General features: G+C 69.7%; 18 protein-coding genes and 1 pseudogene. 16 read left to right on the top strand and 3 right to left on the bottom strand.

The features are described 5' to 3' along the window. The first annotated feature begins 8 nt into the window (after positions 1–8). Together GAA2_RS12960 and hisS are read left to right on the top strand one after the other, a co-directional pair. The gene (locus GAA2_RS12960) at positions 9–755 is read left to right on the top strand and encodes an MBL fold metallo-hydrolase (RefSeq protein WP_024497163.1); all 747 of its coding nucleotides are present in this window, start codon (positions 9–11) and stop codon (positions 753–755) included. Continuing rightward, positions 752–2017, top strand: a complete 1266-nt coding sequence (gene hisS, locus GAA2_RS12955; RefSeq protein ID WP_024497162.1) for a histidine--tRNA ligase — start codon at positions 752–754, stop codon at positions 2015–2017. Before GAA2_RS12960 ends, hisS begins: the two co-directional genes overlap by 4 nt. On the opposite strand, the gene GAA2_RS12950 is transcribed toward hisS, so the two are convergent. After that, positions 1998–2666, bottom strand: coding sequence for a TetR/AcrR family transcriptional regulator (locus GAA2_RS12950; RefSeq protein WP_024497161.1), 669 nt, complete (start codon positions 2664–2666; stop codon positions 1998–2000). The two genes, hisS and GAA2_RS12950, sit on opposite strands and share 20 nt — an antisense overlap. 111 nt (positions 2667–2777) lie before the next feature. Between GAA2_RS12950 and GAA2_RS12945 the strand changes: the two genes are divergently transcribed. From GAA2_RS12945 to GAA2_RS12940, 3 genes are read left to right on the top strand one after another with little or no spacing between them, the layout of a single operon-like run. Continuing rightward, positions 2778–3350: a hypothetical protein gene (locus GAA2_RS12945; protein ID WP_316249287.1), complete on the top strand. Its 573-nt coding sequence runs from the start codon at positions 2778–2780 to the stop codon at positions 3348–3350. Then, a complete protein-coding gene (locus GAA2_RS23380) occupies positions 3302–3454 on the top strand; it encodes a hypothetical protein (protein WP_316249286.1) in 153 nt (50 codons plus the stop codon). The genes GAA2_RS12945 and GAA2_RS23380 overlap by 49 nt, the downstream gene beginning before the upstream one ends. Further along, a complete protein-coding gene (locus GAA2_RS12940) occupies positions 3451–4266 on the top strand; it encodes an SDR family oxidoreductase (protein ID WP_024497160.1) in 816 nt (271 codons plus the stop codon). Before GAA2_RS23380 ends, GAA2_RS12940 begins: the two co-directional genes overlap by 4 nt. 3 nt (positions 4267–4269) lie before the next feature. Here the strand turns inward: GAA2_RS12940 and GAA2_RS12935 are convergent, their stop codons facing one another. Together GAA2_RS12935 and GAA2_RS12930 are read right to left on the bottom strand one after the other, a co-directional pair. After that, positions 4270–5940 carry a DUF885 domain-containing protein gene (locus GAA2_RS12935; RefSeq protein WP_035760020.1) on the bottom strand — a complete coding sequence of 557 codons (1671 nt, stop codon included), beginning with the start codon at positions 5938–5940 and terminating at the stop codon, positions 4270–4272. Positions 5941–5961: 21 nt separating this feature from the next. Next, positions 5962–6816: a neutral zinc metallopeptidase gene (locus tag GAA2_RS12930; RefSeq protein WP_024497158.1), complete on the bottom strand. Its 855-nt coding sequence runs from the start codon at positions 6814–6816 to the stop codon at positions 5962–5964. A 193-nt stretch (positions 6817–7009) separates the two neighbouring features. Between GAA2_RS12930 and aspS the strand changes: the two genes are divergently transcribed. The 11 genes and pseudogenes from aspS (at position 7010) to GAA2_RS12875 (ending at position 25305) form a co-directional block, all read left to right on the top strand. Next, on the top strand, positions 7010–8863 hold the full coding sequence (aspS, locus tag GAA2_RS12925; protein WP_024497157.1) for an aspartate--tRNA ligase: 1854 nt from the start codon (positions 7010–7012) through the stop codon (positions 8861–8863). Between the two features lie 143 nt (positions 8864–9006). Continuing rightward, positions 9007–12497 (top strand): annotated as a pseudogene (locus GAA2_RS12920) (DUF2126 domain-containing protein). After that, positions 12494–15223 carry a circularly permuted type 2 ATP-grasp protein gene (locus GAA2_RS12915; RefSeq protein ID WP_024497156.1) on the top strand — a complete coding sequence of 910 codons (2730 nt, stop codon included), beginning with the start codon at positions 12494–12496 and terminating at the stop codon, positions 15221–15223. The pseudogene GAA2_RS12920 and the gene GAA2_RS12915 overlap by 4 nt, the downstream one beginning before the upstream one ends. After that, positions 15220–16134, top strand: coding sequence for a transglutaminase N-terminal domain-containing protein (locus tag GAA2_RS12910; protein ID WP_024497155.1), 915 nt, complete (start codon positions 15220–15222; stop codon positions 16132–16134). Before GAA2_RS12915 ends, GAA2_RS12910 begins: the two co-directional genes overlap by 4 nt. Before the next feature lie 179 nt (positions 16135–16313). Then, entirely contained in the window at positions 16314–17552 is a 1239-nt protein-coding gene (locus tag GAA2_RS12905) for a hypothetical protein (protein WP_024497154.1), read from the top strand. A 7-nt stretch (positions 17553–17559) separates the two neighbouring features. Next, positions 17560–18933 (top strand): replication-associated recombination protein A, encoded by a 1374-nt coding sequence (locus GAA2_RS12900; protein WP_024497153.1) that lies wholly within the window; start codon positions 17560–17562, stop codon positions 18931–18933. A gap of 93 nt (positions 18934–19026) precedes the next feature. Next, positions 19027–21738 carry an alanine--tRNA ligase gene (alaS, locus tag GAA2_RS12895; protein ID WP_024497152.1) on the top strand — a complete coding sequence of 904 codons (2712 nt, stop codon included), beginning with the start codon at positions 19027–19029 and terminating at the stop codon, positions 21736–21738. After that, the gene (gene ruvX, locus GAA2_RS12890) at positions 21738–22187 is read left to right on the top strand and encodes a Holliday junction resolvase RuvX (protein ID WP_024497151.1); all 450 of its coding nucleotides are present in this window, start codon (positions 21738–21740) and stop codon (positions 22185–22187) included. Before alaS ends, ruvX begins: the two co-directional genes overlap by 1 nt. Further along, positions 22174–23994: an endolytic transglycosylase MltG gene (gene mltG, locus GAA2_RS12885; protein WP_024497150.1), complete on the top strand. Its 1821-nt coding sequence runs from the start codon at positions 22174–22176 to the stop codon at positions 23992–23994. Before ruvX ends, mltG begins: the two co-directional genes overlap by 14 nt. After that, a complete protein-coding gene (locus GAA2_RS12880) occupies positions 23985–24845 on the top strand; it encodes a shikimate dehydrogenase (protein ID WP_051349534.1) in 861 nt (286 codons plus the stop codon). The genes mltG and GAA2_RS12880 overlap by 10 nt, the downstream gene beginning before the upstream one ends. 52 nt (positions 24846–24897) lie before the next feature. After that, positions 24898–25305, top strand: a complete 408-nt coding sequence (locus tag GAA2_RS12875; protein WP_024497148.1) for an A24 family peptidase — start codon at positions 24898–24900, stop codon at positions 25303–25305. Positions 25306–25345 lie beyond the last annotated feature (40 nt).

The following is a 25345-nucleotide window of genomic DNA, read 5'->3' as shown; positions in this document are numbered from 1 at the left end:
GGAGTGCCATGCTGATCACCGGATTCCCTGCCGGCATGTTTCAGACGAACTGCTACCTCGTGGCGGCCGAAGCCGGATCTGATGCGGTGATCATCGACCCGGGCCAGGACGCCGCGCCGCGCGTGCGCGAACTGCTCGCCGAGAACGACCTCACCCCGGTCGCCGTCCTGCTGACCCACGGCCATCTGGACCACACCTGGAACGCCACGCAGTTGTGCGACGAGTACTCCATTCCCGTCTACATCCATGCCGCCGACCGGCCGATGCTGACCGATCCCGGCCTGGGCATCGGGCGCGCGCTCGGCGCGATGATCGGCGACGAGAAGTTCCGCGAACCGGAGAAGGTCGTCGAGTTCGACGACGGTGAGCCCGTCGAACTCGCCGGCATCCACTTCTCGGTGGACCTCGCACCCGGCCACACCCAGGGCTCGGTGCTGTTGGGCATCGAGGTGACCGTTCCGGGGGAGCCCGGGTCCGACGCTCCGACGACGGTCCCGGTCTGCTTCTCCGGTGACGTGTTGTTCGCCGGGTCCATCGGACGCACCGACCTGCCCGGCGGCAACCATCAGCAGCTGCTCGACTCCATCGCCGCGAAGCTGCTGCCGTTGCCGGACGACACCCTGGTGCTGCCCGGGCACGGACCGCAGACCACGATCGCGCAGGAACGCGCTGCAAACCCCTTCCTGGTCGACCTTCGGGCACCGGGAACCGACACCATCGCCACTGATCGACCGAAGGGACGACACGGACTGTGAGCGGAGCATTTCAGGCACCCCGGGGTATCCCGGACTACTTCCCGCCGAGTTCGGCGGACTTCCGGAAGGTGCGGGACACGCTCACCGACGCGGCGCGTCGTGCGGGATACGGACACATCGAGCTGCCGATCTTCGAGGAGACGGCGCTGTTCGCCCGCGGCGTCGGCGAGTCGACCGACGTCGTCAGCAAGGAGATGTACACCTTCACCGACCGCGGTGACCGGTCGGTGACGCTGCGACCCGAGGGCACCGCGGGCGTGGTGCGCGCGGTCATCCAGCACGGCCTCGACCGCGGTCAGTTGCCGGTCAAGGTCTGCTACGCCGGACCGTTCTTCCGCTACGAGAAGCCGCAGACGGGTCGCTACCGGCAGCTGCAGCAGGTCGGCGTCGAGGCGATCGGCGTCGACGACCCGGCACTCGACGCCGAGGTCGTGGCCGTCGCCGACGAGGGTTACAAGCGACTCGGACTGTCCGGCTATCGCCTGGAGATCACCTCGCTCGGTGACGATGCGAGCCGTCCGCGCTACCGGGAGGCGTTGCAGGAGTTCCTCTTCGGGCTCGATCTCGACGAGGCGACCCGTAAGCGCGCCGAGATCAACCCGCTGCGCGTGCTCGACGACAAGCGTCCGGAGATCCGTGAGGCGACCGCGAACGCGCCGTTGCTGATCGACTACCTGTCCGACGAGTCGAAGACGCACTTCGACCTCGTGCTGGCCAACCTGGACCGCCTCGGCGTGGCCTACGAGATCAACCCGCGACTCGTGCGCGGCCTGGACTACTACACCAAGACCACCTTCGAGTTCGTGCACGACGGTCTCGGCGCGCAGTCGGGCATCGGCGGCGGCGGACGCTACGACGGACTGATGCGCCAGCTGGGCGCCAAACAGGATCTGTCGGGCATCGGTTTCGGCATCGGTGTCGACCGCACGATGCTGGCGCTCGAGGCCGAGGGTGTCGCCGGCACCCAGGCGGCGCGCTGCCAGGTCTTCGGCGTCCCGCTCGGTGCAGACGCCAAGGCTGAACTCGTCGGCGTCGCAGGCTCATTGCGTGCTGCGGGCATCAGCGTCGACATCGCCTACGGCGATCGCGGACTCAAGGGTGCGATGAAGGCCGCCGACCGCTCCGGCGCGCGTCTCGCGCTCGTGCTCGGCGAGAACGAACTCGCGGGGCGCCGCATCGAGATCAAGGATCTGGGCAACGGTGAGCAGCAGCAGGTCTCGCTCGACGACGTCGTCGCCGAGGTCACCCGCCTCCTGGGCTGAGGCGCGAGCGCGCCAGATCGCTCGCGGACGCGCCTATTCCGAGCCATAGTTCGGCGAGGTCGTCGGCAAGTTGCTCCCGGCTGACCGGGAGGGTGCCCTCGGCCCACGAGAGGATCGCCTGGGCCGTGCCGCCGATGACGAAGGCCGGCGCGGTGTGGGCGAGGGAATCGGCCTCGAGTTCGACGCCGTGGATGGTCCGCGCGTGTTCGACGAGGATCGCGGTGAGGCCGGCCATCGCGTCGCTTCGCCGGGTGAGCGCGGCAGGTGTCCCGGCTGCCCCGCCCAACAGGATTCGAGCCTTGCGCCGATCGGTGCCGAGCACACCGATGATCGCGTCGACCGCTCTGCGGGCCTGTACGTCGAGGGGGGCGTCCAGCGATGCCAGGTATGCGGCGATCGCCGACTGTGCGACCTCGGTCGAGATGGTGTCGATCACCGCGTCCGCGAGGGTGTCGAGATCGGGGAAGCTCTCGTAGAAGTAGCGCTTGTTGAGGCCGGCATCGGCGCAGATGCCGGCCACGGTCGCCGCCCGCCACCGTCCTTCACTCATGAGGGTCGAGGCGACGTCGACGAGCGCCGTGCGTCGGCGCGCGGACCTGTCCGCGGCGGACTCGCCGCCGTAGCTGCGCTCGCTGCTCGTCGAACTCACCGGCCCATCCTTCCATCCGCGATGCCTCGGGTGTTGACACCCCACACCCTATCTGGCACATTTCGGTACCACATGGATGTGGCACGCGCTGGTACCAGAAATGAGGATGCGATGAGTGCAGAGTTGACCACGGCCGATCAGAGACGCGGAGGGGAGCGGGCGCCGCTCGCCATGCTGTCCGAACTTCGAGCGCTTGCCGCCGACCATCCGCACCGGGCGCGCGTGGAGACCTGGAACTATCTGCGCCAGTTGGGATCTCGTCAGGACCGGGAAGCTCTGCGGTTGTTGTTCGGCGAGGGTGACGAACCGGAAGGCCTCGACGGCAAACTCGAAGGCCAGATCGTCGGCAAGCTGTTCGGGATCCACGAGGCCGCGCTGGCCAATCCGCTGATGAAGATCGATCCCACGTGGCGAGGGAAGTCGTTCGACGCGCGGGCGGGTACGGGTCTCAACCGGTTGTCTCCGATCGCGGCGGTGGTCATGCCGATCATCACCGCCGGCCACCTCGGTCTGCGCTACGTCGACGGTGAGATGGAGGGGTTCCACTTCGACCATGCCCCGGACATCGGGCTCATCGAGCCGCGGGTCCGGGTGCGGCCCTCGATTACGGTGTCCCGCAGTACAACAACCCGGCGGTGCGCACGTTCCCGATCCGCCGGACCCGCGACGAGATCGTCGAACTGACACCGGGCGTGTACCTCGGTCGTGCGCTGCTGTTCGCGTCGGACGAGGACGTGCGCCTGATCGCCTACTTCGCGCTGCGTCAGCCCGTGGGCAGCCCGCTGTGATCGCGCTTGCGGGTGCTCGCGTCTGCGTGACCGGCGGTGCTCGCGGGATCGGTGCCGCGACCGCCGCGGCGCTGGTCGAGCGTGGGGCGACGGTGTGGATCGGCGACCGTGACCTGGTGGCGGCCACCGCGACCGCCGACCGGCTCGGACCCCGGGCACACGCCCATCATCTCGATGTCACCGACACCGACTCCTTCGCCGGGTTCATCGACGCGGCCTCGGCACGCGGGCCGGTCGACATGCTGGTCAACAACGCCGGAATCCAACACATGGGACGTCTCGTCGACCAGGACCTCGACGCGTTGCAGCGCGAGCTGGACATCAATCTCGGCGCGGTGCTGACGGGCACCCGCCTCGTTCTGCCCGAGATGATCGAGCGCGGACGCGGCCACGTGGTCAACGTGTCGTCGATGGCGGGCAAGATCACCACGCCGGGGATCGCGACCTACTGCGCCTCGAAGTTCGGGGTCGTGGCGCTCTCACGGGCGGTCCGCGCCGAACTGGCGGGCACCGGTGTCACGTTGACGACGATCATGCCCGCGGCCACCCGCACCGACCTCACCTCGGGGGTGCTGCTGCGACTGCAGCCGACGCTCGATCCCGCGGAGGTGGCGGCGGCGATCGTCGACAGCGCGCGGCACGGCCGGGGAGAGGTCACCGTCCCGCGGTACCTCGCCGGCATGGGAGTCCTCGAGGAACTCATCCCGTCGCCGATCATGTGGTGGCTCAAGAGGTTCGTCGGGGGAGTCGACTACGGGGCCTTCGACCCCGCCAGGCGGAAGGCCTACCTGGACCGCAGTCGGGCGTCGTAGGGGTCAGGCCTCGTGCCGGCCGGTCATCTCGTCGGCCAGTACGTCCAGCGACACACCGCCCAACGCCAGTGCGCGCGAGTGGAAGTCCTTGAGCGTCCACTCCGGATGAGCGCTCAGTGCGGCGTGCCTGGTGTGCTCCCAGACCCGTTGTCCCAGTGCGTATGACGGCGCCTGCCCGGGCCAGCCGAGGTAGCGGTCGAGTTCGAAGCGCAGCACCGAGTGGTCCATGGCGACCGAGGCGGTCAGGAACTCCCAGGCCTTCTCCGCGTCCCAGATCCCGCCACCGAGCGGCTCCGGAGCCGGCAGGCGGCAGTGCACACCGATGTCGACGACCACCCGGGCCGCGCGCAGCCGCTGGGAATCGAGCATGCCCATCCGATCGCCCGGATCCTCGAGCCAGCCGAGTTCGTCCATCAGCCGCTCGGCGTAGAGTGCCCAGCCCTCACCGTGTCCCGAGGTGAACGACGCCAGCTTGCGCCACGCGTTGAGGTCGGGATCGACGATGGCCGAACCGAGTTGGAGATGATGGCCGGGGACGCCCTCGTGGTAGACGGTCGTCTTCTCCTGCCACGTGTGGAAAACGGTCTGGTCGTCGGGGACCGCCCACCACATGCGGCCCGGCCGCGACAGGTCGGCGGTCGGCTGGGTGTAGTAGATGATCCCGGTCGACGACGGCGCCAGGCGGCATTCGATGCGGGACAGTCGTTCCGGGATGTCGAAGTGGCGGCCGCCTAGTCCGGCGACGGCGGCGTCGGAGGTCTCCTGCATCCACTCCACGAATTCGTGACGATCGTGGATCTGGTACTGCGGCTGCCGATCCAGCCAGGCGAGGGTCTCGGCGACCCCGCGTCCGGGGAGGAGCCCCTCCGCGATCTCGTGCTGCTCGGCGACGATCTGTTCGAGGCGCGTGATCGCCCACGCGTAGGCCTCCTCCGGATCGGCGTCGGCGCCCAGATACGACGGCAGGTGGAGCAGGTAGCGGTCCCGGCCCACCGCGTCGTCGTCGACGGCGGACGGGAGGACCTGGGTCTCGAGGTAGTGGGCGAAGGTGCCGAACGCGGTCCGGGCCGCGTCGAGGGCGGTGCCCAGCGTGCCGGCGAGCGCCGGGTCGTCGGCGATGGCCCCCGTGTTCTCGGCGATGGCATCGGTGGCCGAATCGGCCTGCCGGACCACCGCGGCGACCTGACGGCGCGCGATCGGGGGACCGTGCCGCAGTCGGTGTGCCAACCCGTCGACGGCCCGGTTCAACGCGCCGGGGATCGCGGTGAGGCGGGCGAGGAACACCTCGCGATCGGACCGGGTGTCGGTGGGCATCAGGTCGAAGATGTCCCGCATGGCCTGCAGCGGTGAAGCGATGACGTTGCACTCGCCGATGTGCTCACCCGCGTCCGCGAGGGCGAGTTCCCGTCGCAGTGATGCGGTCATCGTCGCGACGGTCACCCGGTCGATCGCGTCGGCGACGGGAGCGTCGGCCAGTGCGGCCAGGGTGTCTGCGGCGACCGCGGCCCGTTCGGCACACCCGTGCGCGGAGAAGTCGGTCAGCGCGTCGTTCCGGCCGTCGTACCCGATCTCGGTGCTCAGCAGCGGATCGAGCTCGCACAGTCGATCGAGGTGGGCCTCGGCGATCGCGTCCACTTCGGTGCGTCGACGGGGACTCGTGGGGGTTGCGGCCATGGGGGTCATCTCGACATCGCGTCAGAGGTCGTTGGTGGCGAAGGTGTCACACCGGTTGGGGTCGCCGGACTGGTATCCGATGCCGAACCACCGCGCACGCTGCGTGGCCGAACCGTGCGTCCAGCCCTCCGGGTTGGAGCCCGGTCCCTGGATGGTGTCGTCGCCGATCGCCTTCGCGGTCTGGATGACGGTCGTGATCTGCTGCTCGGAGATGGGGGCGAGCAGGGCATCGGGACCGTCGTCGGCGTGATTGGCCCAGACGCCGGCGAGGCAGTCGGCCTGCAGTTCCACGCGCACCGACCCCGAGCGCGGGCCCTGCGAACCCATCCGCTGGCCCTTGGCGAGGGCACCGGTGAGGTTCTGCACGTGATGCCCGTACTCGTGGGCGACCACGTATTCCTGGGCGAGCGGACCGTCGCTGCCGCCCATGCGGCGCAGCTGCGTGAAGAAGGACGGATCGAAGTAGGCGGTACGGTCGGCGGGGCAGTAGAACGGCCCGGTCGCCGCACTGGCCGCGCCGCACCCGGTGTTGACCGAGTCGGCGAAGATGACGGTCTTCGGCGGCTGGTAACCCGGCATGAGGTCCGACCACACGTCGTCGACGCTGACCGTGGTCGCCTTGATGCGGCAGATGGTGTTCTCGTTCGCCATCTCATAGGTGCAGGCGTCGAGCTGCTGCTGGATCTCGGCCGCAGCCGACGACGTTCCCTGCTGGCCGGTCTCGCCGCCGAGTAGTTCGCCGGGGTTCACGCCGAACAGCAGGGCGACGATGGTGATGAGCAGCCCTGCACCGCCGCCGAGCGCGATCCGCCCGCCACCGCCGCCACCGCCGGAGACGTTGCCGGTGTCGATCGATCCGCTGCCTTGGAAGGTCACGCGGTCATTCTGGCACGCCGTGGTGCCCGCGCCGGACATCTCCGGGTGGCCGGATTCGGGGCACCGACGCCGATGCGGCACGATGGGTACCTGGCCTGCGTTTCCACCGGGTCACGAACAAGCCGACACAAACAACGCTTCTCCACGCCGCCCGCCAGCCGGGCCGGCCGTGTGACGTTGGGAAGGACTCTCAGTGCTCCGCACGCATTCCGCAGGTTCGCTGCGCCGCGCCGACACGTCGCAGACCGTCACCGTCGCCGGTTGGGTCGCGCGCCGACGCGACCACGGCGGTGTGGTGTTCATCGACCTGCGCGACTCCACCGGCCTGGTGCAGGTGGTGTTCCGCGAGGAGACGGTGGCCACGGCCGCCCACCGCCTGCGCGCCGAGTACTGCGTCGCCGTCACCGGTGTGGTCGAGGTCCGTCCGGAGGGCAGCGAGAACCCGAACCTCAGCTCCGGCGAGGTCGAGATCAACGCCGTCGAACTCGAGGTGCTCAACGAATCGGCACCGCTGCCGTTCCAGCTCGACGAGTCGCCGGGCGAGGAGGCGCGTCTGCGTCACCGCTACCTCGACCTCCGGCGCGAGGGGCCGAGCGCCGCTCTGCGTCTGCGGTCGAAGGCCAACGCCGCCGCCCGCGGTGTCCTCGCCGCCCACGAGTTCGTGGAGATCGAGACCCCGACGCTGACCCGTTCGACGCCGGAGGGCGCCCGCGACTTCCTGGTGCCCGCGCGTCTGCAGCCCGGCACCTTCTACGCCCTGCCGCAGAGCCCGCAGCTGTTCAAGCAGCTGCTGATGGTCGCGGGCATGGAACGCTACTACCAGATCGCGCGCTGCTACCGCGACGAGGATTTCCGCGCCGACCGCCAGCCCGAGTTCACCCAGCTCGACATCGAGATGAGCTTCGTCGACCAGGACGACGTCATCGCGGTCGCCGAGGAGGTCCTGGTGGCGCTGTGGAAGCTCATCGGCGTCGAGATCTCGACCCCGATCCCGCGCATGACCTATGCCGACGCGATGCGCCGGTTCGGTTCGGACAAGCCGGATCTGCGCTTCGACATCGAACTCGTCGAATGTGCCGAGTACTTCGCGAACACCCCGTTCCGCGTGTTCCAGGCGCCGTATGTCGGCGCCGTCGTCATGCCCGGTGGTGCCTCGCAGCCGCGCCGTCAGCTCGACGCCTGGCAGGAGTGGGCGAAGCAGCGCGGCGCCCGCGGCCTCGCGTACGTGCTCGTCGGCGAGGACGGAACCCTCACCGGTCCGGTCGCCAAGAACCTGTCCGAGGAGGAGCGCGCCGGGCTCGCCGCTCACGTCGGTGCACAGCCGGGCGACTGCGTCTTCTTCGCCGCCGGCGAGGTCAAGTCCTCCCGCGCCCTGCTCGGCGCCGCCCGCGGCGAGATCGCCTCGAAGCTCGGTCTGATCAAGCCGGACGACTGGGCATTCGTGTGGGTCGTCGACGCGCCGATGTTCGAGCCGACGGCCGAGGCCACCGCCTCCGGCGACGTCGCACTCGGCAACTCGGCATGGACCGCGGTGCACCACGCGTTCACCTCGCCCAAGCCGGAGTCGATCGAGAAGCTCGACACCGCTCCGGGTGAGGCGCTCGCCTATGCCTACGACATCGTCTGCAACGGCAACGAGATCGGCGGCGGCTCGATCCGTATCCATCAGCGTGACGTGCAGGAGCGCGTCTTCGAGATCATGGGCATCGGCCACGACGAGGCGCAGGAGAAGTTCGGCTTCCTCCTCGACGCCTTCGCCTACGGCGCCCCGCCGCACGGCGGCATCGCCTTCGGCTGGGACCGGATCACCGCGCTGCTCGCGGGTGAGGCCTCGATCCGCGAGGTCATCGCGTTCCCGAAGTCCGGCGGCGGCGTCGACCCGTTGACCGAGGCGCCCGCGGCGATCACCCCGCAGCAGCGCAAGGAGTCGGGCATCGACGCCAAGCCGGTGCCGCGTGGCGGTGCCGAGCAGGACGCGAGCGTCCCGGGCAAGGCGACGACGGACAAGGCAACGACGGACAAGGACAAGGCAACGACGGACAAGTAGTTCCGTCGAGCAACGAAAAGCGGTGGCCGAGCGTGAGTTCGGCCACCGCTTTCGTTTCCGGACGGTTGCCGCCGAGCGGGCGCCCACCACCTGTGAGAGATTCTCCCCATGTCTGCGAGCAAGGGATTCCCGGAGGTGCGTCGGTGACGATCAAGGTGGCTCTCGAACACCGGACGAGCTACTCCTTCGATCGCCCGACGAAGATCTACCCGCATGTGGTCCGCCTGCGCCCCGCGCCGCACTCGCGGACGCCGATCGAGGCCTATTCGCTGAGGGTCGAGCCCGGTGAGCACTTCCTCAACTGGCAGCAGGACGCGTTCAGCAACTACCTCGCGCGGCTCGTGTTCCCCGAGCCGTCGACCTCGCTGAGCATCACCGTCAGCCTCGTCGCCGACCTGACGGCGATCAACCCCTTCGACTTCTTCATCGAGGACTGGGCCGAGCACTACGGGTTCGAGTACCCCGAGGAGCTACGCCGCGATCTCGAGATCTTCCTGCGGCCGGTGGGCGTCGGCGAGGGCGAATTCGCCGGTGCGCCGGTCCATCCGGAGGTCGCCGCCTTCGCCGCGCAGAACAAGCCGGTCGGCAGGACGCGTGTCATCGACTTCCTGGTGGCGCTGAACACCGCCGTGCGCGAGGCCGTCGGTTACACCGTGCGTCTCGAGGCAGGGGTGCAGCCACCCGAGTTCACGCTGTCGAGTGCCATCGGTTCGTGCCGCGACTCGGCGTGGCTCCTCGTGGCGTTGCTCCGCGAACTCGGCCTGGCTGCGCGGTTCGTCTCCGGCTACCTCGTGCAGCTGACCTCCGACATCACGTCGCTCGACGGGCCCTCGGGTCCCGACGCCGACTTCACCGACCTGCACGCCTGGACCGAGGTCTACCTGCCCGGCGCCGGTTGGGTCGGTCTGGACCCGACGTCCGGCCTGTTCGCCGGCGAGGGACACATCCCGCTCGCGGCCACGCCGCATCCGGTGGGGGCCGCACCGATCACCGGCGCGACCGGTCCCTGTCACGCGACGCTCGATTTCTCCAACACCGTCACGAGATTCCACGAGGACCCGCGCGTCACCCTGCCGTACACACCCGAGCAGTGGAACCGCGTCGTCGACCTCGGTGCACTCGTGGACGAACGCATGGAGCGCGACGACGTCCGCCTCACGATGGGTGGCGAACCGACCTTCGTCTCCATCGACAACCAGGCCGACCCCGAGTGGAACACCGCCGCCGACGGACCCCACAAACGGCTCCTGGCATCCCGTCTCGCCGAACGGCTCAGGGGGGCCTACGCCCCGCAGGGTCTGGTGCGGCGCAGCCAGGGCAAGTGGTATCCCGGAGAACCGTTGCCGCGCTGGCAGATCGAGATCATCTGGCGCGCCGACGGCGAACCGATCTGGCGTGACCCAGACCTGCTCGCCGATCCGTGGTCGATGCCCGAACAGTGTGGCGCGGCGATCGAGACGGAGACCTACGGCGCCCACCCGGACACGAGCGGCGGTGGAGAACCGGCCCGGGCCGAACCGGCACACAAACTGCTGACCGCGTTCGCGGCGAATCTCGGTCTGCCCACGGAACAGGTGCTGCCCGCCTACGAGGATCCGCTCGTGCGGATGCGCGAGCTGTCCACCATGCCGCCCGGAGACCCCGGCGACGACCCGACCCTGCCCACCGCACGGAGGTTCACCCAGGCGGAGTTCGACGTCGAGCTGGATAGCCTGGCGGACGGCGACGAGGAGGTACTGGCGCCCGAGAACGATTCGGTGGCCCGGCGTCGCTCCCTGTTGTCCCGGCTCGACGACGCGGTCACCGACCCCAGCGCCCACGTCCTGCCGCTGAACCGGTCGGAGGACCGGACCGCCTGGCAGAGTGCGATGTGGTCGACCCGGCGCGGTCGGATCGTCCTCACGCCGGGTACCTCGCCCGCGGGTCTGCGCCTGCCGCTGAACTCACTGTCCTGGGGGCCGGCGCCGACCCTGTTCGAGGCCGACCCGTCGGCGCGCCACGACGCTCTGCCCACCGACCCGGCCGCCGCGCTCGGGCACACCGTGCGCGCGGTGGACCCGGCGCAGTTCCTGCCGCGCACGGCGCTCGTCGCCGAGGTCCGCGACGGCGTCACGTACGTGTTCATGCCGCCCACGTCGACGGGCGAGGAGTTCCTCGCCCTCGTCGAACTGGTGGAGGGCGCCGCCGCGACCACCGCGACCCCGGTCGTGATCGAAGGCTATGGGCCGCCGTCGGATCCGCGCCTGACGTCGCTGTCGGTGACCCCCGACCCGGGCGTCATCGAGGTCAACATCCAGCCGACGGCGAGCTTCGCCGAACAGTCCGAACTGCTCGAGTCCGTCTACGACCACGCCCGCCGCGTCCGGCTCGGCACGGAGAGTTTCGGCCTCGACGGCAGCCACGGCGGCACCGGCGGCGGCAACCACATCACGCTGGGCGGTACGACGCCCGCCGACTCGCCGATGTTGCGCCGCCCCGATCTGCTGGTGTCGATGCTGACCTACTGGCAGCGCCACCCGTCGCTGTCCTATCTGTTCTCCGGCCGCTTCGTCGGCACCACCTCGCAGGCGCCGCGCGTCGACGAGGGCCGGGAATCGGCGCTCTACGAGTTGGAGATCGCCTTCGCCGAGATCGACCGGCTCGCCGCGAAGACCGGAACCGGGGAGGGGGCGCCGCCGAATCCGTGGGTCACCGACCGTGCGCTGCGGCATCTGCTCACCGACATCACCGGCAACACCCACCGCGCCGAGTTCTGCATCGACAAGCTCTACAGCCCCGACTCGGTGCGCGGGCGGCTCGGACTGCTGGAACTGCGTGCCTTCGAGATGCCGCCGCACCACCGGATGGCGATGGTCCAGTCGCTGCTGGTGCGCAGCCTGGTGTCGTGGTTCTGGGGCAAGCCCTACCGGGCCCGGCTCATCCGCCACGGCGGCGACCTGCACGGCAAACATCTGTTGCCGCACCACGTCATCGCCGACATCGCGCTCGTCGCCGAGGAACTCCGCGAGGCGGGCTACCCATCGAGACCGCCTGGCTCGATCCGTTCACCGAGTTCCGTTTCCCGCGGCTGGGGACCGTGCAGATCCGCGACCAGGAAGTCGAACTGCGCGGCGCCATCGAACCGTGGAACACGCTGGGGGAGGAGTCGACCGGAACCGGTACCGCCCGCTACGTCGATTCCTCGATCGAACGGGTCCAGGTGCGTGTCCTCGGCGGTGAGGACGATCGTTACCTGTTGACCTGCAACGGTTTCCCGATCCCGCTCCGGTCCACCGGCCGATCCGGCGAACGGGTGGCGGGCATCCGGTTCCGGGCCTGGCAGCCGCCGAGCGCTTTGCATCCGACGATCAGCATCGATACCCCGCTGACCTTCGACCTCGTCGACACCGTCAACGGGCGGTCGGTGGGCGGCGCGACCTACCACGTCGTCCATCCGGGTGGACGCGCCTACGACCGACCACCGGTGAACGCCGTGGAGGCCGAATCGCGCCGCAACGGGCGCTTCGAGGCGACCGGTCACACAACCGGCACCGTCGACGTCGGGCTTCTCCGGGAACGACAGGCCCGGCAGGCCATCGACTTCGGGGTCCCTGGGATCCTGGATCTGCGTCGGGCACGTACAGTTCTCCGGTGACTTCTTCGCCGGGCAACGCTTCCGCGGTGTTCGATGCCTCCACGGTCTTCGATCGTTACCGGAACGAGGGTTACACGCTCTTCGACGTCCCCGGACCCGGCGATGCCGAACCGGCCGCCGGCGCCCACCACGACGAGCTCCTCGACTCCGCCGGCATCGTTCGTCCCGCGTGGGAAGATCTCGTCCGGCTCTATCAGCGGCGCGGTGACGCCCGGTTGCGCGAGTCCGCGGATCGTCTCGCCGCGGCGGTCCGTGACGACGGTGTGGTCTACAACGAGTTCGACGGTCAGGCCACGCACACCCGAGACTGGGACATCGACGCGGTGCCGCTCATCGTCGACGGTGTCGAGTGGGCCGAGCTGGAGAGGGCCATCACCCAGCGGTCGATGCTGCTCGATCTGCTGCTGCGTGATCTCTACCGCGACCAGAAGACCATCACCTCCGGTCTCGTGGCCCCCGAGATGGTCTTCGGGCACCCCGGCTACATCCGCAAGGCGGCACGTCTCGAGGTCGCCGGACCTCACGCCCTGTTCCTGCACGCGGTCGACGTATCGCGTTCCGCCGATGGGCGTTTCGTGGTCTACCGGGACCGCACCCAGGCCCCGTCGGGCATCGGCTTCTCGATCGTCGGCCGCAGACTGCTGACCAAGACGTTCCCGCAGGTGTTCCAGGCCTGCGCGCCGCGACCGGTGACCGGTTTCGTCGGGACGATGCGCCTCGCGCTCGCCGAGTACGCCCCGCCCGGGGTCGACGACCCGACGGTCGCCGTGCTCAGCCCGGGAAGCATGTCCGAGACTGCCTTCGACCAGGCCTACCTCGCCTCGGTCCTCGGCTATCCGCTGGTCGAAGGTGCGGACCTCACCGTGCGTGACGGCGCGGTCTACATGCGTTCGCTCGGGCGGTACAAGCGGGTCGACGTCCTGCTGCGCCGCGTCGACGCCGCATATGCCGACCCGCTCGATCTGCGGACCGATTCCCGACTCGGCGTCGCCGGTCTGGTGGAGGCGATCTCGCGAGGCAACGTCACGGTGCTGAACACGCTGGGGTCCGGTGTTCTCGAGAATCCCGCGCTGCACACCGTGCTCGAACGGCTTGCGCCGGTCCTGCTCGACGAGGAACTCGCGCTCGGGTCGGTCACCACCTACTGGGCCGGAGATGCGCTGGAGCGCAGCAAGATCCAGAGTCGCATCGGTTCGCTGGTGCTGACCGACACCCGCACCGACGACGAGTTCATCGGGCCGTTGCTCGACGCGCGAACCCGTGCCGAGGTCGCCGCGCGGATCGAATCGCGACCGTGGGCCTGGGTCGGGCGCGAACTCGACGCCTACTCGGTGGCGCCGACCGTCACCGCCGGGACGCGACCCGGACGTCACACGACCGCGCTGCGTGCCGCGCCCGTGTCGGTGCGGGCCTTCAGCGTCGCCCAGGGGCCCACCTACGCGGTGATGCCGGGTGGTCTCGGCGCCGTCCTGGCCGACGGGGTCGAAGGGGCCGCCCACCACGTCGTGTCGGCCAAGGACGTCTGGGTCACCAGCACGGAGGTCGGCGGACACGTGTCGCGCCGTTCGGAGACCCGCGTCGAACCGGCCGGCGAGGTCGTACCGGAGACGGGCCGGCCCGTGCCGCTCGAGTACTCGGAGGTCGCGGCTGCCGCGAGTCCCCGCGTGCTCGCCGATCTGTTCTGGCTCGGCCGCTACGCCGAACGCACCGAGCAGGTCACCCGGCTGGCGAAGGTCTCGCGCCAGCGCTATCAGGATTTCCAGTACCGCCCATGGATGTCGGGGACCCCGGCGGTACCGCTGCTGCTGCACGCGGTCGCCACGATCACCGGAACCGACGGCTACCTCGACACCGCCGATCTGCTGGTCTCGGGCACCGACCGTCAGCCCTCGCCGGACCAGGTCAACGAGGCTATCGAGAAGATCGCCGATCTGACCGTCGCCCGCTCGATCCCGGGTACGGTCGCCTACTCGGTCGACCGGCTCGTCGGTTCTGCCCGGGCGGTCCGTGACCAGATGTCGACCAGTACCTGGATGGTCCTGGCGCCCGTCGAACGGGTCGTCGCGGGCACCGCGCGGCTGGTCTCGCGGTCGCGGGCGGAATCCGATTCCGCCCTGGACCTAGGTCCGGATCTGGCGCGGGCCCACGAGGAGGTCCTCCACGGCGTGCTCGCGCTGACCGGCCTGCAGGAGGAGTCGATGGTCCACGACCCGGGCTGGATGTTCATGGATCTGGGCCGGCGCATCGAACGCGCGATCACCCTCGCCCACCTGACTCTCGCGATGTTCGCGCAGGCGCACGACACCGACGTCGAACAGGCGCTGCTGGAGTCGTATCTGGTCGCCAACGAGTCGTCGGTGATCTACCGGCGCCGCAACCGCGGTCTGTACCGGTTCTCGAGCGTCGCCGAGTTGCTGCTGTTCGACCCGACCAACCCGCGGTCGATGATCTTCCAGCTCGAGAAGATGAACCACGATCTGACGTCGGTACCCGAACCGCTGCGCTCGGCCGGGGCCGAACGAGGTGTGCAGGACATGATCGCCGAGCTGCGTCGGAGCGGGCCGGCGGACCTCGCCGGCGTCGACTCACAGGGCCGCCGGGCAGCGCTCGCCGACCTGATGACCGCGCTCCGCGCGGGGGCCCGCGACCTGTCCGATCTGCTGGCCAGGAGCCGTTTCGCCATGCCTCGCCAGGCGCAGCCGATCTGGGGCGGAGGTGAGATGTGAGCACGCGCGTCTACCGGGTCATGCATCGCACCCGGTACACCTACAACGACGACGTGTCCTCGTCGTACGGCCGCTGCTACCTGACCCCGCGCGACCTGCCCGGACAACGGGTGCGGTCGACCACGGTCGACATCGAACCCGAACCCGACGACCGGTCGACGGGCATCGACGTCTACGGGAACCACGACAGCTACTTCCACGTCCGCACCGCGCACCGGGAACTGACGGTCACCGCACGGTCGGTCGTCGAGGTGGATCCGGTCGATCAGGGCGTGCTCATCGGCCCCGCGGCCCGGGCCCCGTGGGAGTCGGCACGCCCGGCGGTGCTCGGGGGCCGCGAGGCCGCGCTCGCCGTCGAGTTCGTCCTCGATCTCGACCCGCCGGAGATCACCCGGGCGGTACGCGACTACGCCGCCGCGGTGTTCACCCCTCAGCGTCCGCTGATCGAGGCGGTCACCGACCTCACGACCCGGATCTTCACCGACTTCGCCTATCGTTCCGGTTCGACGGCCATCTCGACTCGGGTCGACACCGTGATGCAACGACGCGAGGGCGTCTGCCAGGACTTCGCCCGGGTCGCGATCGCGTGCCTGCGCTCGGTCGGACTCGCCGCCCGCTACGAATCGGGCTACCTGGCGACCGACCCGCCGCCGGGCAAGGAGAAGATCTTCGGCGCCGACGCGAGCCATGCGTGGGCGGCGGTCTGGATGCCCGACGGCCGCTGGCTGGCGTTCGACCCGACCAACGACAAACTGGTCGACGAACGCCACGTCACGCTGGCCTGGGGCCGCGACTACGACGACGTCCCGCCGTTGCGCGGGGTCATCTACACCGACTCGACGAAGAGCCACATCGACGTATCCGTCGACGTGAGTCCGGCGCAGTCACCCGCACCCGGAACCGGGGCCTGAGACACCGCGCGTCGGGACCATCACGGGCACATCGCGGCACGAATGTGACGAGGGCACCGAAACCCCTGCGACGCAGTGGTTTCGACGCACACACTCGCGGGTACAAGATCCGCAACGTCGTACAGAAGGATGAAGAATGGTGTTGCACCCCCGTTGCAACGGGTACCTTGGGATACGCCATGACGGTCATTACTGAAAGCCGCATCACCAGCGTGGTGCGGGCGGCAGAGGCGCTGCTGTCACACCGCGCCGGTTCCTCGGTAGTCCTCGACGACCCCGAGGACCTCGGAGGTAGCGGCCGTACGACGGTCGTGCGGGTGCGGGTGGCGCAGAACCCCCTCAGCATGGACCGTTCGCTGGTGATCAAGGCGTTGCCCGAGCACGAGGACCCGCAGGCCTTCCACCGCGAGATCGCGTCGTACAAGTACGCCACCGCGCTCCCGAACGAATCGCGACCGGGCCCGCAGCTCATCGCCTCCGACCCCGACCTGCGCCTGATGGTTCTCTCTGATCTCGGTCACGGCCGGTCGATGATGGAGTTCCTCGACGGCGACGACCCGGTGGAGACCTCCCGCGCGGTGAGCGCCTGGGGTCAGGCCCTGGGCCGCATGCACGCGGCGACCGTCGGCGGCGAGATCGACTTCCTGGCGCTGGTCCGCCGCGGCCCGTCGGGTACCGAGGGGCGCGACATTCTCCGTGACGAGGCCAGACGCTCGGTCGATGCGCTCTCCGGACACGCCGCCGCGCTCGGCGTGCAGGTGCCGGATCGGGTTCTCGAGGCGCTCGAGGCCGCCGCCGCCCTGTTCGACGACGGCGAGCACCGCGCGTTCAGCCCGTCGGACGTCGGTCCCGAGAACATCATGCTCAACGACGACGGCGTGCAGTTCATGGACTACGAGTGGGGCGGGTTCCGCGACGCCACCCTCGACATCGCCTACGCCGTGGTCACCATGTCCGCGCAGCTGCCCGCGCGCGCCGCGTCCCGCGCCACCGACCTCGAGGTGTCCATGGTCGACGCCTGGCGCTCCGAGGTGAACCCGATCTGGCCGGCCCTCGCGCACGAGCGCGAGATGCAGCGCAAGGTGCTCGTCGCCCGGCTGCTGTGGGTGTGGCTGTCGACCGCCTGGATGCTGCCTGCCGACACCGACCTGGTCGACCCGGAGTCCGCGATCGGTCAGGACGCCGACGCGAGCCTGGAGATGCCCCCGTTCGACCCGGCACTCCAGAACTCCGCAGTGGGTACCCCGATCGAGAGTGGCGGATTCACCCACGACTGGGCGCTGCACACGAACGATCCGCGCGTCCTCGTGTCCCGCTGGACCGATCTCGCGGCAGCCGCCGGCCGTGCCGGTGAGGACGCGATCGCCGACTTCGCGACCGCAACGGGCCTCGCGTTGCAGCGCATCTGGATGGCCTGATCGGCTCGTGGACGGATTGTTCGACCCGCCCGTGGATCCCCGGGCCGGAACCGGTGTGCCGACGCCCGGCGCCAACGGACTGACCGCGGCGCCGTCACCGACCGCACCGCTCGCGGTCCGGATGCGCCCACAGACCCTCGACGAGATCGTCGGCCAGCAGCACCTGCTCGGCGACGGTTCTCCGCTGCGGCGACTGATCAGCGGGGTCGGTGCGGCATCGGTGCTGCTCTATGGCCCGCCCGGCACCGGCAAGACGACGATGGCGTCGCTGATCGCGCGCGCGACGGGCGGCCGGTTCGAGGCGCTGTCGGCGCTGTCCGCGGGCGTCAAGGAGGTGCGCGCCGTCATCGACGTGGCGAGGCGCCGCTTGATCGAGGGCCAGCAGACGGTCCTGTTCATCGACGAGGTCCATCGCTTCTCCAAGACCCAGCAGGACGCGCTGCTCGACGCGGTGGAGAACCGCATCGTGCTGCTCGTGGCGGCGACCACCGAGAACCCGTCGTTCTCTGTCGTCGCGCCCCTGCTGTCGCGGTCGCTCGTGCTCCAGTTGCGGTCGCTCACCGACGACGACATCCGTGAGGTGCTCATCCGGGCCGTCGCCGACCCGCGCGGCCTCGACGGGCAGGTGGAGGTGACCGACGCCGCCTACGACCACCTGGTGGCGGTCGCCGGCGGCGACGCCCGCCGGGCGCTGACGGCGCTCGAGGCGAGCGCCGACTCGACCACCCGGGTCGACCTCGCCGACGTCGAGACGGCCATCGACCGCGCGGCGGTGCGCTACGACCGCGACGGCGACCAGCATTACGACGTGACCAGCGCGTTCATCAAGTCGATCCGCGGTTCCGACGTCGATGCCGCGGTGCACTATCTGGCGCGGATGATCGCGGCGGGGGAGGACCCGCGCTTCATCGCGAGGCGCCTGATGATCCACGCCAGCGAGGACATCGGCATGGCCGATCCCACCGCGCTGCAGACCGCGGTGGCCGCCGCGCAGGTGGTCAACCTCGTCGGCATGCCCGAGGCCAAGCTGGCACTGACCCAGGCCACCATCCATCTGGCGACCGCACCCAAGTCGGCCGGAGTGGTGTCGGCGATCGGCGCCGCGCTCGCCGACGTCGAGGCCGGCAAGGCCCGAGCGGTACCCGCCCACCTGCGCGACAGCCACTACGCAGGTGCCAAGAAACTCGGCAACGGCGTCGCCTACCAGTACCCGCACGACCATCCGGACGGAGTGGTGGCCCAGCAGTACGCGCCGGACGAACTCGTCGGCGTCGACTACTACGAGCCCACCGATCACGGGCTCGAACGCGAGATCGGGCCGCGCGTCGCACGCCTGAGATCCATCGTGCGGGGTGCCGTCACACGTCGCCGATCCCGCTGATCACGGCGGGGATGACGTACCGGGACCGGTTCCGCGACGCGCCGACGGTACTCTGGGATGTCGCGACAACCAACGGCGAGGACAAGACCAACAGTGCAGACGCATGACATCCGGAAGCGTTTTCTGGACCACTTCATCAAGGCCGGCCACACCGAGGTGCCCAGCGCCTCGCTGTTGCTCGACGACCCCAACCTGCTGTTCGTCAACGCCGGCATGGTTCCGTTCAAGCCGTACTTCCTGGGCGAGCAGACCCCGCCGTACTCCCGCGCGACCAGCGTCCAGAAGTGTGTCCGTACCCTCGACATCGACGAGGTCGGCATCACCACCCGCCACAACACCTTCTTCCAGATGGCGGGCAACTTCGCCTTCGGTGACTACTTCAAGCGCGAGGCCATCAACTTCGCGTGGACGCTGCTGACCAACAGCGTGGAAGACGGCGGCTACGGCATCGATCCGCAGAAGCTGTGGCCCACCGTCTATCTCGACGACGACGAGGCCGAGGCCATCTGGCGCGACGAGATCGGCGTGCCCGCCGAGCGCATCCAGCGTCGCGGCCTGAAGGACAACTACTGGTCGATGGGCGTCCCCGGTCCGTGCGGTCCTTGTTCGGAGATCTTCTACGACCGCGGCCCCGAATACGGCGTCGAAGGCGGCCCGGAGGCCGACGAGGACCGCTACATCGAGATCTGGAATCTCGTGTTCATGCAGAACGTCCGTGGTCCGGGGGGTGGCAAGGACAATTACGAGATCCTCGGGCCCCTGCCCAAGAAGAACATCGACACCGGCATGGGCGTCGAGCGCGTCGCCTGCATCCTGCAGGGCGTCGACAACGTCTACGAGACCGACCTGCTCAAGCCGATCATCGATCTGGCCGCCGAACTCACCGGCCGCGCCTACGGCGCCGGCTCGCATGCCGACGATGTGCGCTTCCGCGTGATCGCCGACCACGCCCGCACCTCGGCGATGCTGATCGGTGACGGGGTGCTGCCCGGCAACGACGGCCGCGGCTACGTGCTGCGTCGCCTGCTGCGCCGCGTCGTGCGGTCGATGCGTCTGCTGGGCGCCGGGAGCGGAGCGAGCGGGCCGGATGGGCTGGGGGCCGGGGACAACCAGGCCACCATGGGCGCGATCATCGGCAAGGTCATCGACCTGATGGCCCCGTCGTATCCGGAACTCGAGACCGAGCGCACCCACATCGTGGACGTCGCGGTGGGCGAGGAGACCTCCTTCGCCAAGACGCTGGCCGCCGGTTCCAAGCTGTTCGCCGACGCCGCGACCGCCACCAAGAAGTCTTCGAGCACCACCATCACCGGCGCCGACGCGTTCACCCTGCACGACACGTACGGCTTCCCGATCGACCTCACGCTCGAGATGGCCGCCGAGGCCGGGCTGTCGGTGGACCAGGAGGGCTTCACCGCCCTGATGGCCGAGCAGAAGCAGCGCGCCAAGGCCGATGCCACGGCGCGCAAGACCGGGCACGCCGACCTGAGCGTGTACCGCGACTTCCTCGACCGCGGACCCACCGAGTTCACCGGCTTCGACGAGCTCGTCTCCGAGGCGCGCGTCCTCGGACTCGTCGCCGACGGCGCACGTGTGCCGGCGGCGACGGCCGGGCAGGAACTCACCCTCGTGCTCGACCGCACCCCGCTCTATGCCGAGTCGGGTGGCCAGATGGCCGACGTCGGCACCATCACCACCGGTTCCGGTGTGCGCCTGTCGGTCACCGACGTGCAGAAGGTCGGAAAGTCGGTGTGGCTGCACAAGGTTCGGGTGGACGAGGGCGAGATCGAGGAGGGCGACGAGGTCCTCGCCGCCGTCGACACCGCATGGCGCCACGGAGCGACGCAGGGCCACTCGGGCACCCACATGGTGCATGCCGCCCTGCGCGAGGTGCTCGGACCCGGTGCGACGCAGGCCGGTTCGCTGAACCGTCCGGGCTACCTGCGTTTCGACTTCAACGCCCGCGGCCCGGTGACCGAGTCCCAGCGTCGGGAGATCGAGGAGATCGCCAACGCGGCCGTCGAGGCCAACTATCAGGTCAACACCTTCGAGACCGGACTCACCGAGGCCAAGGCGATGGGCGCGATGGCGCTCTTCGGCGAGAACTACGGCGATGTCGTCCGCGTCGTCGAGATCGGCGGCCCGTTCTCGATGGAGCTGTGCGGTGGCACACATGTCGTGTCGTCGTCGCAGATCGGTCCGATCACGCTGATCGGCGAGTCCTCGGTCGGCTCCGGGGTGCGCCGCGTCGAGGCTTACGTCGGCATGGACTCGTTCCGTTTCCTGTCGAAGGAGCGAGCGCTGCTCGCCGGGCTGGCGTCGTCGCTGAAGGTGCCGTCCGAGGAGGTGCCCGGCCGCGTCGAGCAGCTCGTCACCAAGCTGCGCGACGCCGAGAAGGAACTCGCCCGGGTGCGTGCCGAACAGGCTCAGGCGGCCGTTTCCGGTCTCCTCGACACCGCGACCACCATCGGCTCCACGCTCGTCGTCGAGGGCCGGGTCCCCGGGCTCGACGCCAACGGACTGCGTTCGGTCGTCACCGACCTGCGTGGCCGGGTCGCCGACCGCCAGGCCGTGATCGCCATCTTCTCGCCGAACGGCGAGGGACCGGATGCCAAGGTGCCGTTCGTGATCGCCACGACTGCCGCGGCTCGCGACGCCGGTATCAAGGCCGGCGACCTCGTCAAGGAGGTGGCGCCGCTCGTCGGTGGCCGTGGAGGTGGCAAACCCGACCTCGCCCAGGGATCGGGAACCGAACCCGGTGGTGTCGACGCCGCCCTGTCGCGTGTCCGCGAGTTCGTCGGCTGATGCCGTCAGATCAGGGCCCGTCGCCCCGACGCGGTCGCCGGCTCGGCATCGACGTCGGGAGTGTCCGGATCGGTGTCGCGGTGTGCGACCCCGACGGCATCCTCGCCACACCGGTCGAGACGGTCCGCCGAACCCCTTCGGCCGCAACCGATCTCGACCGGATCGTAGCCCTGGTGAACGAGTACGAGGCGATCGGCGTCGTCATCGGGCTGCCGAAGACGCTGAAGAACACGACCGGGGTGGCCGCGGAGACCGCGCGCGCCTTCGGGGACCGGCTCGCCGAGCGCATCGCGCCGGCCGAAGTGCATTGGCAGGATGAACGTTTCACCACCGTGACCGCGCAGCAGGCCCTGCACGCGAGCGGCCGGTCGGTGAAGTCGTCACGAGGGGTCATCGATCAGGCGGCCGCGGTCGCTATCCTTCAGGGATGGCTGGATGCGCGACGGTGAGTCCGATGGTCCCTCGACAGAGTCGGGAGGGGAACCGGCGGTGACCGAAGAACGGCGTCGTACGCGACACCGGGACAACCATGGCGGTCGTGCCGAGGGCATGGATCCGGAACGTCTGCGGTATTTCACGCAGCCGGCCGAGGGGTCGCCCAACACACGGCATCGTCGTCGGCGTACGGGACAGCTCGGCCAGCCCGGTGACCTCGCGAACCCGCCTCAGGGCGGCACGGCCGATCAGGTCGGCGCCCCCCGGCGTGCGACGCCCGTCCGGATCCCGCCGGGCGGACAGCCCCCGCGGCCTCCGCGTACCCAGGCGGCACCTCCGCCGCCGGTCGCTCCGCGCCGGCCCGCGCCGCCGCCCCCTCCGCCGACGCCCACTCACGAGGCGGCCGACACCGCCGAGCCCGAGTTGCCGCAGGCCGCAACCGGGTACCTCGAACAACGCTACGACGAGCGCGAGTTCAGCGACGTCGACAATCAGGAGTCCGCGTACCCCGACTCCGCGTACACCGAACCCGCGTACACCGAACCCGCGTACGCCGAACCCGAGCCGGACGGCCGGCGCGGACACGGTGGTCGCGACGAGGAGGACTGGTGGCCGGGCGCCGACGACGTCGAGCCGGCACCGGCATCACGGCGCCCGCGACGACGCTCCCGCGCGAACCAGAAGAAGCGCCGGGTGATTCTGGCGCTCGCTGTCGTGTTCATGCTCGCGCTCGTCGGCGGTGTCGGATACTACGGTCTGCGTGCGACCGGGGTTCTGGAGTCGCGTAAGGACTACACCACCACGGCGGGCGCCGGCGACGTGATCGTCGACATCCCCGAGAACTCGACCCTCGCCGACTTCGGGCGCATCCTGGTCGACGCCGATGTCGTCGGCAGTGTGCGTGCCTTCATCGACGCCGCGGACGGTCAGCCGATGTCGGGTGGGCTCTACAAGATGAGGACCCAGATCCCGGCGTCGACCGCCGTGGAGATGCTCACCGACGACAGCGCCCAGCACCGCGTCGGGCGCGTGGTGATCCCGCCGGGTCTCCAACTCGACTCCAAGACCGGGATAGACGGCAAGATCACGCCGGGTATCTTCCAGATGATCCAGGACGCCACGTCGACCGAGGTCAACGGCCAGCCCGAGGGCGTCACCGTGGCCCAACTCGAGGAGGCGGCCGCGAAGGCGACCCCCGAGGAGCTCGGGGTGCCCGAGTGGGCGAAGGAGAACGTGGCGTCGATGACCGGGGACCACCGCCGCATCGAGGGCCTCATCGCGCCGACGACGTGGGAACGGGTCGAACCCGATCACACCGCCGTGCAGATCCTCAACGAGATGATCTCCCAGAGCGCGGTGATGTTCGACCAGTGGGGCCTGGTGGACAGCAACAAGTCGGGACTGGCGCCGTACGAGACGCTGATCGCCGCGTCGATCGTCGAACGCGAGGTGCGCCACGTCGAGGACGCCCCGAAGGTCGCCCGTGTCATCCGCAACCGTCTCGACGAGGATCAGCGGCTGGAGATGGACTCGACGCAGAACTACACCGCCGCTGTCACCAACATCGACGTGCACGGTGAGGCCTACAAGGCCGACAACGAGTGGAACACCTACCGCTACAAGGGTCTTCCGCCGACCCCGATCGCGGCCGTCGGTGTCCCGGCACTCGAGGCGATGCTCGACCCGGCACCGGGATCGTGGCTGTACTTCGTGACCGTCGACACGGCGGGAACCACGTTGTTCGCGAACACCTTCGAAGAACACAAGCGCAATCGCCTCGTCGCCTGTCAGAACAAGCTGGTGTCGACGGGATGCCGGTGATCCGTTCGCCGTACGGGGATCACCGTCGGGCGGCGGTGCTCGGTTCGCCGATCGGCCATTCGCGGTCACCGGCGGTGCACCTCGCCGCCTATCACGCCCTCGGACTCGACGGCTGGTCCTACGACCGGATCGAGTGCACGGCCGACGAGCTGCCCGGGATCGTGTCGGGCGCGGCACCCGAGTTCATCGGGTTCTCGGTGACGATGCCGAACAAGCTGGCCGCGCTGGACTTCGCGACCGAGCGGACCGAACGTGCTGCGCTGGTCGGATCGGCGAACACTCTGGTGCGCACCGATGACGGGTGGCGGGCCGACTGCACCGACATCGACGGCATGACGGGCGCGCTGGCGGCACTGGGCGTCGACGCCGACATCGCCGCGGGGGCCGCCCCCGATGCGGTCGTGATCGGCGCCGGCGGCACGGCGCTGCCGACCGTCGTGGCGCTCGCCGAGGTCGGCGTCTCGACGATCTCGATCGTGGCGCGCGACGCCGGACGTGCCGCGGCGGTCCTCGACCTGTGCGACCGCCTGGGCATCGCCGGTGAGGTCATCGCCTTCGCGGCCGGTGCCGCACTCGAACATCGCTGTCACGACGCCTCCGTCGTGGTGTCGACGGTGCCCGCGCCGGCCGCCGAGATCCTCGCGCCGGCCATCGCCCACGCGGGCAAGGTCGTGGACGTGATCTACGACCCCTGGCCGACGCCGCTGGCGCGGGCCGTCGAGGCGGCGGGTGGTGCCGTCGTCGGGGGACTGGTCATGCTGCTGAACCAGGCGTTCCGTCAGGTCGAACTGTTCACCGGGTTGCCGGCACCTCGCGAGGCGATGACGAAGGTGCTCATCCCCAACGCGTGAGGCTGTGGAGACCTCGCTCGCCGGCACCCACCGGGGGCGCGATGCTCGGCGCATGGTCGAGCTCTCGATTTCGGTGTGGCTGCTCACGATCGCCGTCACCGACGCGCGCACCCGGCGCATCCCCAACGTGATGGTCTGGCCCGGACTCGGGGCGGTGGCGCTCAGCGCGGTAGCGCAGCCGTCCGTCGGACTCGCCGCCGCGGCGGCCGCGACGCCGTATCTGCTGACCTTCGTCGCCGGGTGGTGCGGCGGCGGTGACGTGAAGCTGGCCTTCGCCTGCGGCGGTCTCACGCTGTCCTGGGACACCGCGCTGGTCATGGTGGCTCTCGCCGCCCTGCTCTCCCTGGTCGCGGTCCCGGTCCCGACGATGGCAGAGACATCGCCGACGGCGCAGTCACGAGGCCGGGCGCACGCACCGGCGCTCGTCGGCGCGTTGATCGTCGTGTCCGATCTGCTCTGACGACGCCCGCCCCACGACCGCTGTCGGCCACTCGTGGGGC

Source organism: Gordonia ajococcus (genome assembly GCF_012974285.1).
Taxonomy (GTDB): Bacteria; Actinomycetota; Actinomycetes; order Mycobacteriales; family Mycobacteriaceae; genus Gordonia; species Gordonia amicalis.
The sequence above is the reverse complement of the archived record's forward strand: the minus strand, read 5'-3'. Positions and strand labels throughout refer to the sequence as shown.